At 34.5% G+C, this 14,991-nt stretch carries 18 protein-coding genes; 15 read left to right on the forward strand and 3 right to left on the reverse strand.

Annotated features, from left to right (window positions below; all coding sequences use genetic code 11):
* Positions 1–58 precede the first annotated feature (58 nt).
* Genes MKY02_RS06415 through MKY02_RS06425 form a run of 3 tightly spaced genes read left to right on the forward strand, consistent with a single transcriptional unit; the run spans position 59 to position 2,133 of the window.
* Complete coding sequence (locus tag MKY02_RS06415) at positions 59–832, forward strand: metal ABC transporter ATP-binding protein (protein ID WP_340710812.1); 774 nt, start codon at positions 59–61, stop codon at positions 830–832.
* A complete protein-coding gene (locus MKY02_RS06420) occupies positions 829–1,671 on the forward strand; it encodes a metal ABC transporter permease (protein WP_038186941.1) in 843 nt (280 codons plus the stop codon). Before MKY02_RS06415 ends, MKY02_RS06420 begins: the two co-directional genes overlap by 4 nt.
* Positions 1,672–1,692: 21 nt before the next feature.
* Positions 1,693–2,133 carry a Fur family transcriptional regulator gene (locus MKY02_RS06425; protein ID WP_076035183.1) on the forward strand — a complete coding sequence of 147 codons (441 nt, stop codon included), beginning with the start codon at positions 1,693–1,695 and terminating at the stop codon, positions 2,131–2,133.
* A 51-nt stretch (positions 2,134–2,184) separates the two neighbouring features.
* Here the strand turns inward: MKY02_RS06425 and MKY02_RS06430 are convergent, their stop codons facing one another.
* On the reverse strand, positions 2,185–2,445 hold the full coding sequence (locus tag MKY02_RS06430) for an excalibur calcium-binding domain-containing protein (protein ID WP_038186935.1): 261 nt from the start codon (positions 2,443–2,445) through the stop codon (positions 2,185–2,187).
* 158 nt (positions 2,446–2,603) lie between these two features.
* On the opposite strand from MKY02_RS06430, the gene MKY02_RS06435 reads away from it, so the two are divergent.
* The 3 genes from MKY02_RS06435 to MKY02_RS06445 all read left to right on the forward strand — a co-directional run bounded on the left by MKY02_RS06435 (position 2,604) and on the right by MKY02_RS06445 (position 4,501).
* Positions 2,604–2,975 (forward strand): hypothetical protein, encoded by a 372-nt coding sequence (locus tag MKY02_RS06435; RefSeq protein ID WP_038186932.1) that lies wholly within the window; start codon positions 2,604–2,606, stop codon positions 2,973–2,975.
* 106 nt (positions 2,976–3,081) lie between these two features.
* Complete coding sequence (locus MKY02_RS06440) at positions 3,082–3,393, forward strand: hypothetical protein (RefSeq protein WP_038186929.1); 312 nt, start codon at positions 3,082–3,084, stop codon at positions 3,391–3,393.
* Positions 3,394–3,598: 205 nt separating this feature from the next.
* A complete protein-coding gene (locus MKY02_RS06445) occupies positions 3,599–4,501 on the forward strand; it encodes a TetR/AcrR family transcriptional regulator (protein WP_340710813.1) in 903 nt (300 codons plus the stop codon).
* A gap of 35 nt (positions 4,502–4,536) precedes the next feature.
* Here the strand turns inward: MKY02_RS06445 and MKY02_RS21995 are convergent, their stop codons facing one another.
* Positions 4,537–4,770 carry a DUF5316 family protein gene (locus MKY02_RS21995; RefSeq protein WP_445329604.1) on the reverse strand — a complete coding sequence of 78 codons (234 nt, stop codon included), beginning with the start codon at positions 4,768–4,770 and terminating at the stop codon, positions 4,537–4,539.
* A 145-nt stretch (positions 4,771–4,915) separates the two neighbouring features.
* Between MKY02_RS21995 and MKY02_RS06450 the strand changes: the two genes are divergently transcribed.
* Complete coding sequence (locus MKY02_RS06450) at positions 4,916–5,686, forward strand: sulfite exporter TauE/SafE family protein (RefSeq protein WP_038186921.1); 771 nt, start codon at positions 4,916–4,918, stop codon at positions 5,684–5,686.
* 43 nt (positions 5,687–5,729) lie between these two features.
* Here the strand turns inward: MKY02_RS06450 and MKY02_RS06455 are convergent, their stop codons facing one another.
* Positions 5,730–6,512, reverse strand: coding sequence for a TrmB family transcriptional regulator (locus tag MKY02_RS06455; protein WP_143690996.1), 783 nt, complete (start codon positions 6,510–6,512; stop codon positions 5,730–5,732).
* Between the two features lie 459 nt (positions 6,513–6,971).
* Between MKY02_RS06455 and MKY02_RS06460 the strand changes: the two genes are divergently transcribed.
* From MKY02_RS06460 to MKY02_RS06495, 8 genes are all read left to right on the forward strand, one after another.
* Positions 6,972–8,207, forward strand: coding sequence for a transglutaminase domain-containing protein (locus MKY02_RS06460; RefSeq protein ID WP_143691223.1), 1,236 nt, complete (start codon positions 6,972–6,974; stop codon positions 8,205–8,207).
* A 385-nt stretch (positions 8,208–8,592) separates the two neighbouring features.
* Entirely contained in the window at positions 8,593–9,207 is a 615-nt protein-coding gene (locus tag MKY02_RS06465; protein ID WP_038186918.1) for a TerD family protein, read from the forward strand.
* A 32-nt stretch (positions 9,208–9,239) separates the two neighbouring features.
* Complete coding sequence (locus MKY02_RS06470) at positions 9,240–9,824, forward strand: TerD family protein (RefSeq protein ID WP_038186915.1); 585 nt, start codon at positions 9,240–9,242, stop codon at positions 9,822–9,824.
* A 35-nt stretch (positions 9,825–9,859) separates the two neighbouring features.
* Entirely contained in the window at positions 9,860–10,435 is a 576-nt protein-coding gene (locus MKY02_RS06475; protein WP_038186902.1) for a TerD family protein, read from the forward strand.
* Between the two features lie 50 nt (positions 10,436–10,485).
* Positions 10,486–11,238 (forward strand): TerC family protein, encoded by a 753-nt coding sequence (locus MKY02_RS06480; RefSeq protein ID WP_038186886.1) that lies wholly within the window; start codon positions 10,486–10,488, stop codon positions 11,236–11,238.
* A 102-nt stretch (positions 11,239–11,340) separates the two neighbouring features.
* Positions 11,341–12,507 carry an HpcH/HpaI aldolase/citrate lyase family protein gene (locus tag MKY02_RS06485; protein ID WP_076064889.1) on the forward strand — a complete coding sequence of 389 codons (1,167 nt, stop codon included), beginning with the start codon at positions 11,341–11,343 and terminating at the stop codon, positions 12,505–12,507.
* 1 nt (position 12,508) lies between these two features.
* Entirely contained in the window at positions 12,509–13,876 is a 1,368-nt protein-coding gene (locus tag MKY02_RS06490; RefSeq protein WP_246832402.1) for a phosphoribosyltransferase family protein, read from the forward strand.
* Positions 13,873–14,982 carry a cysteine protease StiP family protein gene (locus tag MKY02_RS06495; protein ID WP_076035187.1) on the forward strand — a complete coding sequence of 370 codons (1,110 nt, stop codon included), beginning with the start codon at positions 13,873–13,875 and terminating at the stop codon, positions 14,980–14,982. Before MKY02_RS06490 ends, MKY02_RS06495 begins: the two co-directional genes overlap by 4 nt.
* The last annotated feature ends 9 nt before the right edge of the window (positions 14,983–14,991 follow it).

Raw genomic sequence — 14,991 nt, forward strand, 5'->3', positions numbered from 1 at the left:
CACTTATACTAATTCTTTGTAAATCGTAATGATTCTGAATTAGAAAGAAGCGAAGAATATGGCGCAAGTGCCTTTAATTGAACTTAAAAATGTTTCATTCCAATATGAATATACTCAAGTGTTATCAAATATTTCTTTAAAAGTAGAGCAAGGCGATTTTCTCGCATTACTCGGACCAAATGGCTCGGGGAAATCAACAATGTTAAAACTGATCTTAGGATTGATGAGACCAACTTCCGGTCAAATTGAATTATTTGGACAGCCGGCAAACACATTTAAAAAACGTGAGTTGATTGGTTATGTTTCTCAAAAATCAAACTCGTTTAACTCGGGTTTCCCAGCTACAGTCAAGGAAGTTGTTGCAAGTGGCTTAACAAAGAAGATTGGTCTTTTCAAGCGCCACTTAGCTGATCAAAATGATAAAGTGATGCAAGCATTACAAGATGTCGGGATGGATGGCTTTGCGAATCGAAATATCGGTGAGTTGTCAGGCGGGCAACAGCAGCGTGTCTTTATAGCGAGAGCGCTTGTCGCAGAGCCGAAGTTATTAATCTTAGATGAGCCGACAGTCGGGATTGACCACGAAAATGTGCAGTCATTTTATGATATGCTCGCAAATTTAAATGAGCACCATAAAATGACAATGATTTTAGTAACACATGATGTCGATACGGTTTCAAATCGCATAAGTCATGTTGCTTGTTTAAATCAAACAATCCATTTTCATGGCTTCAAGAACGATTATGATTCTCTATCAGACGATCAGTTGAATGCTTGGTATGGTCACGCAGTCCGTAAAATTCATCATACCAAAGAGGAGAAGACACAATGATTTCATCTATATTACATTATGAATTTTTACAAAATGCATTCTTATCTGGCATTATTATAGGAATCATTGCTCCGTTACTTGGCGTTTTCATCGTCGTTAGAAGATTATCGTTAATTGCGGATGCACTAAGCCATGTAACCCTTGCAGGGATAGCTGGTAGCCTTTATCTAAGCCAAACATTCACAGGGCTAGCATTACTTAATCCCCTTTATTTAGGGATTGTGGCATCTGTCAGTGGTTCTGTACTTATTGAACGATTGCGTCGCCTGTATAAGCATTACGAGGAGTTAGCAATACCAATTATTATGTCAGGTGGTATAGGGATTAGTGCAATTTTTATCTCACTTGCAAAAGGATTTAGTACCGATTTATTTAGTTATTTATTTGGCTCAGTATCAGCTGTAAGCAGACAGGATTTATTTATTGTCGTAGTAATAGCTTTACTAGTGATAGCGTTTATTTATTTATTTTATAAAGAATTGTTTGTTTTATCTTTTGATGACGAATATGCAAAAGCGAGTGGTTTGCCTGCAAAATGGATTCACTTATTATTTATGATTGTGACAGCTCTAGTTATTGCTGCTAGTATGCGAATTGTTGGGATTTTATTAGTTTCATCATTAATGACGTTACCAGTGGCTGCAAGTATTCGTATTGCGAAAGGCTTTAAACAAGCGATATTATATGCGATTGTTTTTGGTGAAACGGCTGTTATAGCAGGTCTTGTATCTGCCTTTTACTTAGACTTAGCACCTGGTGGAACAATCGTTATGATCTCTATTTTGATTTTATTAATCGTTATTGTGGGTAAGAAGATTGCAATGAGCGTGCGTGCTTAATTTACAAGGAGGAGTTTGGGTATGAATATTTCTAGAGCATGGGAAATTTTAAAAGAGAATGGCTATAAAAAAACGGACAAACGAGAGCAAATTTTAGATATGTTCGCGGCTACTGAAAAATATTTAACCGCACGTGACCTACTGCTTGTTATGAAAAAAGATTATCCTGGTATGAGTTACGACACAATCTATCGTAATCTTGCTACATTTGTACAGCTAGGAATTCTTGAAGAAACTGAACTTTCCAGCGAACGCCATTTCCGCATGCAATGTGAAACGGAACATCATCATCACCATTTCATTTGTATGGCGTGTGGCAACATTAAAGAAATTCATCTCTGCCCAATGGACCTCCTGCAAGAGCAACTACCATCATACGAAATTGATGATCACAAATTTGAAATCTACGGCAAATGTCCAGATTGCAAAAAATGTGAGCAATTACAAAGTATAAGTAAATAAAAACAAGCATCTTTCACAAAGGGAAGATGCTTGTTTTGTTATGAAGAGGAATTATCTTTCACATGCAATGCCATCTTTATCGCGGTCTTTGGATTTATTGGCTGCGTAAAGTTTAGCAGATACTTTAGGTTTATATTTAGTTTTACCGCCTTTATTTTTCACTTTACTATTTTTGGCGATGCCACCCTTGTATGTTTTGTTAAGTTCAGTACAGTTTTTAAATGTTTTAGCAGCGGCGTCTGTTTCTAACGGGGGAACAGATAACCCGAGTAGTAATGTTGATGCGAATGTTGCAAAAATGATTTTTTTCATTGCAGTACCTCCATAGTGTAAATGTTGTAAATATAACAGTACTTACCTTATCATATATTTTCTTAGAATAACTAAAAAATTATTAAGACTTAAAAATAGTGAGACGGGTAGAAGTGTATTATAGTGGTATATATGACTGAATGAACGGGTGATTGAAGATGAAAAAAAGTAGGGTTTTAGTATTAGTTACGTCTGTTTTAGGTTTAGCAATTTTCAGCTTTGCTATATATACACTCATTGCTAAAATAACAGATACATCAGCTATTCAAATTGACGAAGTGGAAGTATTTGATGGACAAACTTTGCATATAAAAGGAGACTTTACAGGTAGCAATCAAAAGTATGCTGGTTATACTTTTGATATTATTGAAGATAAATTTTATTTAAGAATGAAAACTGTACTGTTAGGTGGTAAAGCGGGTGGTTTTGATTTTGAAATAAAAGATTCAAATTTAGCGAATGTAAAAGCCGTTTATTTGCAAGGAGAAAGCAAGCAGGATCAAGTATTACTTTGGACTCCAAAAGAGTAAAGTGGATAGTTGAAAATTTTTTTATAGGTACATACTAGTTAATGAGGCAAATGAAAATTAGAAAGTAAAAGGTTTATAAATTTAAGGATGAGGGTGCAGAGGTTCAATGAGTTGTAATTGTGGGTCAGATATTCCAAATATATTAATTGTTGAAGCGGATTATGCTGATCCTATTTGGTGTGGAGAATGCCGTTTTAATCTTGATCTTGATGATTTTAATTTACCAAAAGATTTACTAAATAAATTGTCTAACTGGTCTGAAGATTACGGTGATTGGATTGATTGGGAGACTGATAAGCGATTTAGTAACGCCAATACATTAATTTCACAACATAATATAGTAGGTTTAAAACTAACAGAAAAGATACGAGTCGAACTTGGCGAAAATTATACAATTACATTTTCACCTACAAAATAATGTGTGCACTTTACTACAATCTGTTGAGATTTGTAAAGAAACGTATAATTTCATTACTTTTTTTCTTTTGAACTTTAAACAATGATCCCAAATACTAGTTATCTACCACTATAATTCGGATAGAAAGTAGGGAAATACCCACTAGATTCATTGTGGTAAGATGTAATTGAGAGTATAAACAGTTAGTATTTAAAGGGGTATTTAGATGAACAAACGAAAAAAGCAAGTCATTGAAAAAACTCATGAATTATTTATAGAAAAGGGTTATCATTCTACATCGATACAAGATATTCTAAATCACTGTGGTATTTCTAAAGGGTCATTTTATAATTACTTTCCTTCTAAGGCAGATCTTTTTAAATCTGTGTTTAAATTAATGTTAGATGAGCTGAAAGAAGAAAGAGATAAATTAATGATAGGAAAAGATATCTCAGATGTGAATGTATTTATAGAACAAGTGAGTTTAATGATTAGGGAAAATCGAAAAAATAAATTACAACAGCTTTTAGATGATGTGATTGTTTCTAGTGATCAAGATTTAATTAAATTCATCAAGAATTTTAAATTTATGTTTTTACAGTGGGTACATGGTCGTTTTCTAAATATACTTCCAAATGATAAACAACCATATTCATTTGATTGTGCCGTTATTTTCATAGGTATTTTACAAAGTTTTCTTCAAACGACCAAAGTTCTACATGAAAGCATTACAGATCAGCAGATTGCCAAGTACTGTACAGATCGTATAATAAATATTATAGAAGATGTTAGTAAAGAAGGGGTTAGGATTTTCACCTCTGAACATGTAAATAAACTTTTCCCACAGCCGAATAACGACGATTTCTTTGATAATGAATTGTCGTTTACAACGCTTACTTTAAGAAGAGAAATTGAAAATGTGTTTGATCATGATGTACACAGAAGGGATATTTATATAAAGCTTCTTTATTTTATCCAACAAGAATTATTGAATAAGGAAGAACCAAGAGCATTTCTAATTGAAAGCGCATTTTCTACATTAAATAATTGTACTGAATTGAATTCGTCTTCGCATTTTAAGAATTACTATACACTATTAACAAAAATGGATTACAAAACAATTGAATAAAAAATAAGGTAGTAAAAGCATCTGCTCTTACTACCTTATTTAATGTCAAAATACCAAAGTATCCAAACGATTATGAAACAAATTACGCCAACAGCTAAACTATATGTACTTATTTTCATCCTTAGAGCACGATCTTCGGGTGTAATGTTTTGAACGGTTCGTCGGTCTCTTTCGCCCGTTTGCCATGCACCTATAACTAGGCCAGCAATGAGAACCGCTATAACACTAATAGTGAAAAAGATGTTAATCATTAAATCATTTCTCTCCATAACTTAGTATATGAAACTTATAGAAGAGTTGTTTAAATATTTTAGAATTATTATCTTTTCTCTATTTACAATACAATAAAGTGTAGTTACTATTAAAGTAGTAACGTTATTTATCTTGTAGTTGAAAGTTAGGGAGATGGTTTGCATGATGGATTTGGACTTGTATACACTTTTATTGTTAGTTGCATTTGGTTTTTTAGCAGCATTTATTGATTCGGTTGTTGGTGGGGGCGGTTTGATTTCTATTCCTGCTTTAATGTTTACTGGCTTATCACCGTCTACAGCGATTGCGACGAATAAGCTAGCAGGGTCTATGGGGTCCCTTACTAGTACTATTTCATTTTTTCGTTCTGGAAACATCGATTTTAAAATAGTCGGTAAATACTTCCCACTTGTGTTCTTTGGTTCGATGTTAGGTGCATGGTTTGTACACTTTATATCGCCAGAAGTACTGAAGCCACTTGTGCTAATACTTTTAATTGCAGTAGCGACATATACCATCTTCAAAAAAAACTGGGGTCAAAAGTCGACTTATGTGAAATTAGATAAGAAGAAGGCGCTAATATTTATAGCTGTAATGACAATAATCGGTTTTTACGATGGCTTTTTAGGACCCGGGACTGGTTCGTTTTTTATCTTTGCATTTTTAATGATTGGTTTTGATTTTTTACAAGCTGCGGGAAGTGCGAAGTTTTTGAATTTTGCTAGTAATATTGCTGCACTTATAATGTTCTTATTTCTCGGAGCTGTTAATTTTTCTTATGGTATTCCAATGGGGCTTGCAATGATTGTTGGAGCAATTGTTGGTTCGAAATTTGCTATTAAAAAGGGTGCGAGTTATGTACGTGTATTATTCATTTTTGTTACAGTTATTCTAATCCTTAAAAACGTACTAGATTACTTACATATCTTATAAAAAAATGACCTTCGCAAAATAAAAAGCGAAGGTCATTTTCTGTTTACATTGAAAAAAAATCATCTCTCTCAGTTGCAATCCATTTTTCTACTGTATCGTTTTGTTTTTTGACTAATCGATTGACTAGAATATCATGCCATATATAGTTTTCTAACAAATAAATATGGACTGGATCGTCGGTATAAAAAGCAGTCTCTCTTTCTAAAATGGAGGGGCCGTAAATCAACTCTTTACTATCAATGGACAAGATAAACCATTTTTGATGACCGATATTTTCAGTATATGAAGTTGTGCGGTGATGATCTAAACCTTGTAATGGCTGTTCAATTTCAAAGACGATACCTTTTAGTCTACAGTACTCTGAAGTTACTTTTAAATCAGCTAGTAGTTCGTCATACATATCTCCCCAAAATGAAATCACCACTTTTTTCTCCGCTTTTTTCAATAAAGTACGACAGAAGGAAAGAATATGTTCGGCACCTTTTAATGTTGCTACACGATTATCCGGTGTCAGTTCTGTTTTTTCAAGTTCTTTTAACGACTTGCTAATGGACTCAAAATTAGAGCGCCAATTCGACTGCATCGATTCTAAAAAAACATCAACAGGGAGCGGAGAATATTGCGCAGCTTCATTTATTTCTTCTTTCAAGACAAGCCCTTGTTTTTCAAGTCCGTTTAAAATTTCATATATGCGTGCACGTGGTATGCCTGAGTCCTTACTTACTTGATAAGCACTGGCAGAGCCAAGTCGCACTAATGCCAAATATGCTTTGGCTTCATATTGATTAAAGCCAAGCGATTGCATTTTTTGTATAATGTCTTGCACAAGACCACCTCAGTACATTTGTCATTCTGTTACTATCATATCAAATAGTCCGTAGACTTGCTTGCACTAACATGAATAGGTGGTTTTACAATGGAGGGGATGTACAGTTGAACTATCGTCCACAACTAGATAGCTCTCTTTCTATAGATAACATCGAAGAAAAATAATAAGTCGTCTAAATGCTAATTACCTTGCCATTCAAGAAAAAAGTAAATCTGTCATTGTAATTAGTAAATATAAAACAAAATGAATGCAGGTTGGTTTAGCATAAATTAAAAATCACGAATAAAGAATTAAAATAGCCTGTTTTGATTCTTTTTCCGGAATACTTCGACATGGATAAAATATAATAGGGAATGGGGACTTTCTGTAATGTCCTTCTTTTTATTTATCCGATATAAGAATTGAAGATAATGTACATTGACTGTAGACTTATAAAGTAGAGGATGTGATGATGACTTGAGAAAGGTAAATTGGTACCTATCGATTTTCAGTTTAATATTGATATTGGCCTTAACAAGTAGTAGTGATAGGGTCTTGGAAGTATCAGCTGCGAAAGATGCTGTCACTGTTTCCTCTGTTAAAGGTCTTAAAACGGCCGTATCTAGAGCTATGCATAATTATGAAGGGAAGTTAATCATCTCTTATAAGGGCAATATTACGCCAAAAATGGAACAAATAAATAGAGTCGTGGAGCAACTCTTAGCAGATGATGATTATCTCGCAGGTAGTTTTAAAGAGAGTAATATTCATTATCAATATAATTCAAGTTCAGCTATTATAAATTATACGTTTTCTTATCATACGTCGAAGAGTCAAGAGCAATATGTAGATGCACAAGTAAAACGTTTCATAAATGAAGAGATATCTGAAAAGATGAGTGATTTTGACAAAGTAAAAGCGATTAATAATTATATCGTATTAAATACAAAGTACGGGTCGGATACAAAATCAAGCGCCCACTCAGCCTATGCAGTTTTTAAAGAAGGTATAGCAGTTTGCCAAGGCTATACATTAGCGGCTTATAAATTATATCAAGCAGCAGGGATTGATGTGAGATATGTTGTAGGATATGTTGATCAAGTTGCGCATTCATGGAATCTAGTGAAAGTAGATGGCAAGTGGTATCATGTCGATTCTACTTTTAATGACCCAACACCAGATCGTGCAGGTAAAGTAAGTAGCAAATATTTCTTGTTATCTGATTCAGCACTAGCAGAAGATCATAGATGGGTGACAAAAGATTATCAAAAGGCTTCTGATACAACATATAACTTTATAAGAGATACCGAAGATTTTGTGAAGTCTGGAGACGAGGTTTTCTATACAAAAGCAGATGGTAGTAGGGGTATTCATAAAAGAGATACAAAGTTAGGAACTGAAAAGAAAGTAACAAATACAAACGCAAAGTACTTAGTAAAAGCTGGAGATTGGTTGTATTTTAGTAACAAAGATAAAAATGGTTATTTAAATAGAATTCATATGGATGGTTCAAACCAGATGAAGATAAATGAGCAAGAGTCGAGTGATTTAAAAGTACTTGATCGAATACTCTATTTTAATGGTGATGGGAAAGAGCAAACACTTAATTTAGAGGGAATTGTAAAAGGAGAGCAAAAAAAGGATTACGACAATCTATTTTCTTATATTGAACATTTTTTCTTTCAACTATTTCCTGGGAAATTCCGCGAATAATACGAAATAGTAAGAGAAATAATAAAAAAAGGGAGATTTCTTAATCGACAGCAGGTTAAGAAATCTCCTTATTTATTTGTCTATGATTTGAAAAAAAAAATGAAACCATTTAAAGTTATAATCGTATATAGTATTAAGCGTATAAGCTAATTGCTATAAGGCGTAATTCTTTACATAACAAGGTGAATTTGTGGCAGAAGCAATAGCCCAATAATAAATCTATTACTGGGGATACAATTTAATTTGATTCAAAGAAAATATTACTAATATTCTTAATATTTGTTATATAATAACAAATAATAAGGGGTTTATATTCTATGATGATTTTCTTTTCAAATTAAGGCTGAAATATGTGAGGATTTTTAAAAATAAGGAGTGAATGACTATGGGCATTAATTTACAAAAAGGTCAAAGAGTCGATTTAACAAAGGGTAAAGCGGATTTAAATCGCGTAATGGTTGGTTTAGGTTGGGACCCAGTTAGCCAAGGGAAAAGCGGCGGTCTATTAGGTGGACTATTTGGTGGTGGCGGGGGTAACGGTAGTAATGTTGACTGTGACGCCTCAGTATTAATGCTAAAAGATGGTCATTTAAAAGATGGTCAAGATGTCGTTTATTTCGGCAAGTTAAAAAGTAAATGTGGATCTGTTCAACACTCTGGAGATAATTTAACAGGTGATGGAGACGGTGATGATGAAGTTATTACAATCGATTTGAAATCTGTGCCAGCAGATTACGATAAACTTGTATTTGTTGTTAATATTTACGATTGTGTAAAACGTAAGCAACATTTCGGTATGATACAAAATGCATATATTCGTGTATTTGAACCTAATACTGGGAATGAATTGATTCGTTATAATTTATCTGATAACTATGCTGATTTAACAACGTTAGTAACTGGTGAAATTTATCGCCATAATGGTGAGTGGAAATTTGGTGCTATTGGTGATGGTACAACTGATGCTAAATTAGGCGAAGTTTGTACTAGATTTCAGTAATATAAAACATTAAAACTTAGGAGGAATTTCAAATGGCTTCAATTTCATTACAAAAAGGACAAAAAGTAGATTTAACAAAAACAAACCCTGGTTTAACTAATCTAATCGTTGGATTAGGATGGGATACAAACAAGTATGATGGTGGTGGAGACTTTGACTTAGACTCTTCAGTGTTTTTATTAGGTGCTAATGGCAAAGTGACTGCTCCAGAAGATTTTGTCTTCTATAATAATACAAAAGGTGCTGGCGGTGCTGTTGAGCATTCTGGCGATAACTTAACAGGTGCTGGAGATGGCGATGATGAAACGTCGAAAGTAGCATTAAATCAAATCCCAGCATCTATCGAAAGAGTTGCGTTTACAGTTACAATTCACGATGCTGAAGCGCGTCGTCAAAATTTTGGTATGGTATCAAATGCATTTATTCGTGTAGTGAATGCTGATACAAAAGAAGAAATCGTACGTTATGATTTAGGCGAAGATTTCAGTATAGAAACAGCGGTTGTTGTTGGTGAAATTTATCGTCACGGCGCAGAGTGGAAATTCAATGCGATTGGTGCAGGATACCAAGGCGGATTATCAGCACTTTGCAATGATTACGGTTTAGATGTGAACTAATCTTCTTTTAATTAAACTTAGAAAGGGTGTCTAGTGTGGTTATTCAACTAAGTAAAGGACAACGAATTGATTTAACAAAAAATGATCCTAGTTTAAAAAACATTGGAATCGGATTAGGCTGGGATGTAAAACAGTTTGATGGCGGACAAGATTTTGACCTAGATGCATCTGTGTTTTTATTAGATGCATCTGGCAAATGCCGTAACGAACAAGATTTTATCTTTTATAATAACCTAGTTAGTGCAGATCAATCCGTTACACATACAGGAGATAATCGTACAGGTGCAGGTGATGGTGACGATGAGAAAATACTAGTAGACTTAAGCAAAATCTCACCTCAAATCGATAAAATCGTAGTAACTGTTACAATTCATGAAGCAGACACTCGTCGCCAAAACTTTGGACAAGTATTAAATGCTTATGTTCGTTTATTAAATGAAGATTCGCAAAGTGAAGTACTGCGATATGATTTAGGTGAAGACTTCAGTATTGAAACAGCAGTAGTATTCTGTGAATTATACCGTCATAATAATGATTGGAAGTTTGCAGCAGTAGGTTCAGGATACCAAGGTGGCTTAGGAGCTTTAGTAAACGCATATGGACTACAATAAGTTCTGCTAATCGACATACAATTTAATATGTTTTTAACGGAGGAAGTCACTTGGAAATAATCAACGAAATATTGGGTACATACGCTCAATTCTTCAACTGGGAAATGTGGGGGGAAGTATTAAAAAGCCCTGAAGCATGGGGTTTAATCGGCTCTCTAGTTGTGATGGAGGGTTTATTGTCCGCAGATAATGCACTTGTATTAGCTGTACTAGTAAAGCATTTGCCTCCAGAACAAAGAAAAAAAGCACTTCTTTATGGAATGTTTGGTGCTTATATTTTCCGATTTTTATTTATAGGAATTGGTGTTTACCTTGTTAAATTCTCACTTGTTAAAGTTCTAGGTGCCTTGTATTTAGGGTGGATCGTCTATTCTCACTTCAAAAATAAAGGTGGAGAAGATGACGAGGCAAAAGAGTTTAAAAAGGAAAGCTGGACTGTACGTGTGTTTGGGTTATTCTGGGCAACAGTCATTTCAGTAGAGTTAATGGATATTGCATTCTCTATCGACTCAATTTTAGCTGCTTTTGCGATTTCTGACCAAGTATGGGTCCTATTACTAGGCGGTATTCTTGGAATTATAATGATGAGAACGATTGCTGGTGTATTCCTTACATTAATTGAAAAAGTTCCAGAGATGGAGACGACAGCCTTTGTATTAATCGCTATTATTGCGATTAAAATGTTTGCAGGAGTATTTGGTTTCCACATGGAGAATACAACTTTCTTCCTTATCTTAATTGTTGCTTTCTTAGGCACATTCATTGTACATTTCAGAAATAAGAAAAAGCTTGAAAATATGTAACACTAAGCATGAAGGCGTTCTATTAGTCGACTAATTTTAGACTCATAGAATGCCTTTTTCTATTAATTTGTAAGGCCATTTTAAATCGTTGGAGAGAACAATATGAGACATTTTGAAAATATGTTAGATACAATTTTCTATAGAGCACCAGAACATTTTACGAAATGGGACAATCCACAAGAGTTAGCCTATTCATTAGGTGCAACTTTATATATGCCCGGGACTTTACCGAAACTAGATGAAGTAATTCAAAATCGTAAATACAATGATTTAACTTCTCTAGTAATAGATTTAGAAGATGCTGTTGGTGACCATGATGTTGAAGATGCTGAAAAATTAGTTGTGTTGGCTTTGGATAGACTTTATGAAAAGTATTTACATGATACTTCTACAATAGAGAATATCCCTCTTGTTTTTATAAGAGTAAGAGATCCTAAGCAATTGCGCCGCTTAATGCAAGCAATGGGTCATAAACAAGTGGTATTAACAGGTTATGTTTTCCCTAAGTTTACTGTCGAAGTAGGACAAGAATTTTTTGCTTTATTAGCTGAAGCAAAGCAGCAACATAATCTAAAAATTTACGGTATGCCGATATTAGAAACACCAGATATTATTTATAAGGAACAAAGAGTAGAAAAATTGCTAGCGATTAAACAGTTATTAGATCAGTATCGTGAGCTCGTTTTAAATGTACGCATTGGTGCAACAGATTTCTGTGGTATTTATGGTATTCGTCGAAGTGCAGATTCGACGATTTATGATGTTTCAATAATCCGTGATTGTATGGCTGACATCGTCAATGTGTTTAAGAGACAACCAGATCCTTATGTAATTTCTGGGCCTGTATGGGAATACTTTAGTCATGAGCGTGTCCTAAAACCATCGTTAAGGCAAACGCCTTTTATCAAAAACGATGCTGTAAGTGAGCGTCAGGCAATTTTAGATAAATATATAGATGGTTTAGTAAAAGAGGTATTGTTAGATAAACAAAATGGCATAGTAGGTAAGACGATTATCCACCCATCACATATTCGATATGTCCATGCTCTTTATGCTGTGACACATGAAGAATATTTGGATGCACTTAGTATCAAGAAGCATAATGATGGTTCTAAAGGAGTACTGAAGAGTCAATATGCTAATAAGATGAATGAGATGAAACCACATAGTTTTTGGGCAGAAGAAATTTTTATGAGAGCTAAATTCTTTGGTGTTTTAAATGAATCAGCTGATTTTGCAACATTTCTAATAAGTATGGATGGTGAATGAATTGATAAAGGATCAATATGAGCAACGATTACCTATTTTAGGTGACTATGAAATTACCGTAACATTAGATCATAATCCCTATCAATTTAAAGTAGAGGATTTATTTCAAATGGCGACACGCATTAATAAAAAGAGAGGCTTTCTTTTTGTCAGTAAAGTACTCGGAAAGCATTTGGCAGTTGAACCTCAAATGCCGTTATTAGTAGGTACATTACTAAGTATGCGATACATGAAAGAGACTTATGGTGAAATGCATGAGTTAGAAAATCTAGTAGTTCGTGCATTACGAGGTGAAGTAGATGTACAAGAAACGCTTGAGCAAGTGACAAAACTGCCGGTAAACTTACAACATCAGACACTTTTCATCGGTTTTGCTGAAACTGCTACGGCTTTAGGACATGCCGTTTTCCGTAACTTTAATTCAAATGCTACTTATATTCACACGACAAGAGAATTGATTAATGAACTTGAGCCGATTATCTGTTTTGAGGAGGAACACTCGCATGCAACAAGTCACCGAGTTTATTCCACAAACGAAGCGGTTTTTGAGCAAGCACAACGTATTGTTTTAGTGGATGATGAAATTACGACAGGTAATACAGTGATTAATATTATTAAGACATTAAATGAGCGCTTTCCACATATTAAGCATTACACGATTATGTCTATTTTAGATTGGCGTCCACAAGAAAAACAGGACATTTTTAATCAGTTAGAGCATGAGTGGGGCATTTCTATTCAGTTTATATCCATTGTGCAAGGTCACTTTACGTTACACGGAGCACCAGAACAAGTGGATAAAAAGCTAGAAAATGCAACACAAAATAAAGCTCGTATTCAAGTACTAGATACTAAATCGAATAATATCCTCCCATATACATCAACGGACGAGCGACAAAAAGTGAATAATGCGTCTTATTTACAAGGTACAGGTCGTTTTAGCTTAACTGCTGAAATGCACCATGAGCTTGATAGCCAATTACTACAAATGGCAAAACAACTCACTACATTACGTACAACAGGTCCAGCTCTTGTAGTAGGAACCGGAGAATTTATGTATATCCCAATGCGAATAGCATCATTTATGGGGGCAGATGTTTATTTCCAATCATCGACACGTAGCCCAATTTACCCTTCTTTAGATGAAGGTTATACAATTTCGCAAAAATGGGCATTTGATAGCCCAGAAAATAATGGGGTTGTAAACTTCTTATATAATTTAGATACCTATCCATACACTGAACTTTTCCTTGTAGTAGAAAGAATAGTAAATAAAGCTGCTTTATCAGAGCTAATAGAGCAACTGGAAACCGTGAATATTGACCAAATATATATCCTCGTGTTGAACTATGGGGAGGATACTGAATGAGTAACGTAAAATATATACCAGATCCAATAGGTAGCTATCAACCGGATGACTGTGTCTTTTTATTACGCGATTTAAGTAAGCAATCACTGGAAATGAGTAATGAGGAGCGTGAACGATTAATTCAATCAGGGACACACTATTCAGAAATGTTGCCTATTGAATATCAGCCTTCTAAAGAGTACTTAAAATTATTTCATCAAACGTTAGCAGCATATGCAAAGCGTATTGCTATTGCAGTAGGTGTTGTAGCAGAGCAAATAAATATGCAAAAAGGCCTTGAGAATTTAGTCCTTGTTAGTTTAGCAAGAGCGGGTACTCCTATTGGTGTATTGATTAAGCGTTATTTGCAAGAACATTATCATGAGAATATCCCGCATTATTCGATTTCAATTATACGTGGTAAAGGTTTCGATGAGACAGCCATCAGCTATATTTTAGAAAAGCATCCTGATGCTAATATTCAGTTTATCGATGGTTGGACAGGAAAAGGGGCGATCACAAAAGAGTTAGACCAATCATGTATGATTTATAACGAAAAGCATGGCACTCTAATTGAAAGTGACTTAGCGGTTCTGGCAGATCCAGGTCATTGTTCTTCATTATACGGGACAAGAGAGGACTTTTTGATTCCATCTGCTTGTTTAAACTCTACAGTTTCAGGATTGGTTAGTCGTACTATTTCAAATGACAATCTTTTGGAAAAAGAGGATTTTCATGGGGCTAAATTTTACCAAGAGTTGCAAGACGATGATGTTTCCAATTTATATGTTGATGAAATATCGGTATATTTTCAGCATATAGCTGATGAAGTACGAAGCATTCTGGTAGAGCGTCTGTTGGAAGATACAACGCCTACATGGCTTGGGATGAAAGCTGTTGAAGCTATTCAAAAAGAAATGGAAATACCTGATGTCAATCTCATAAAGCCTGGAATTGGAGAAACAACTAGAGTATTACTACGTCGTGTACCATGGAAAATTCTGATTAACCCCACATGTATTGATGATTTAGAACATGTATTATTATTAGCAAAAGACAAAAACATTCCAATTGAAGAATACCCTAATATGTCCTATTCATGTTGTGGACTCATTAAAAGGGTATAGAGGAGTTAA

The sequence above is a fragment of the Viridibacillus sp. FSL R5-0888 genome, assembly GCF_038009105.1.
In the GTDB taxonomy this organism is placed as follows: Bacteria; Bacillota; Bacilli; order Bacillales_A; family Planococcaceae; genus Viridibacillus; species Viridibacillus arenosi.

Bases quoted from the DNA above. Each gene is read 5' to 3' on its own strand.
- MKY02_RS06415 (WP_340710812.1), top strand. From the start codon at position 59: ATGGCGCAAGTGCCTTTAATTGAACTTAAAAATGTTTCATTCCAATAT.
- MKY02_RS06420 (WP_038186941.1), top strand. From the start codon at position 829: ATGATTTCATCTATATTACATTATGAATTTTTACAAAATGCATTCTTA.
- MKY02_RS06425 (WP_076035183.1), top strand. From the start codon at position 1,693: ATGAATATTTCTAGAGCATGGGAAATTTTAAAAGAGAATGGCTATAAA.
- MKY02_RS06430 (WP_038186935.1), bottom strand. From the start codon at position 2,445: ATGAAAAAAATCATTTTTGCAACATTCGCATCAACATTACTACTCGGG.
- MKY02_RS06435 (WP_038186932.1), top strand. From the start codon at position 2,604: ATGAAAAAAAGTAGGGTTTTAGTATTAGTTACGTCTGTTTTAGGTTTA.
- MKY02_RS06440 (WP_038186929.1), top strand. From the start codon at position 3,082: ATGAGTTGTAATTGTGGGTCAGATATTCCAAATATATTAATTGTTGAA.
- MKY02_RS06445 (WP_340710813.1), top strand. From the start codon at position 3,599: ATGAACAAACGAAAAAAGCAAGTCATTGAAAAAACTCATGAATTATTT.
- MKY02_RS21995 (WP_445329604.1), bottom strand. From the start codon at position 4,770: ATGGAGAGAAATGATTTAATGATTAACATCTTTTTCACTATTAGTGTT.
- MKY02_RS06450 (WP_038186921.1), top strand. From the start codon at position 4,916: ATGATGGATTTGGACTTGTATACACTTTTATTGTTAGTTGCATTTGGT.
- MKY02_RS06465 (WP_038186918.1), top strand. From the start codon at position 8,593: ATGGGCATTAATTTACAAAAAGGTCAAAGAGTCGATTTAACAAAGGGT.
- MKY02_RS06470 (WP_038186915.1), top strand. From the start codon at position 9,240: ATGGCTTCAATTTCATTACAAAAAGGACAAAAAGTAGATTTAACAAAA.
- MKY02_RS06485 (WP_076064889.1), top strand. From the start codon at position 11,341: ATGAGACATTTTGAAAATATGTTAGATACAATTTTCTATAGAGCACCA.
- MKY02_RS06495 (WP_076035187.1), top strand. From the start codon at position 13,873: ATGAGTAACGTAAAATATATACCAGATCCAATAGGTAGCTATCAACCG.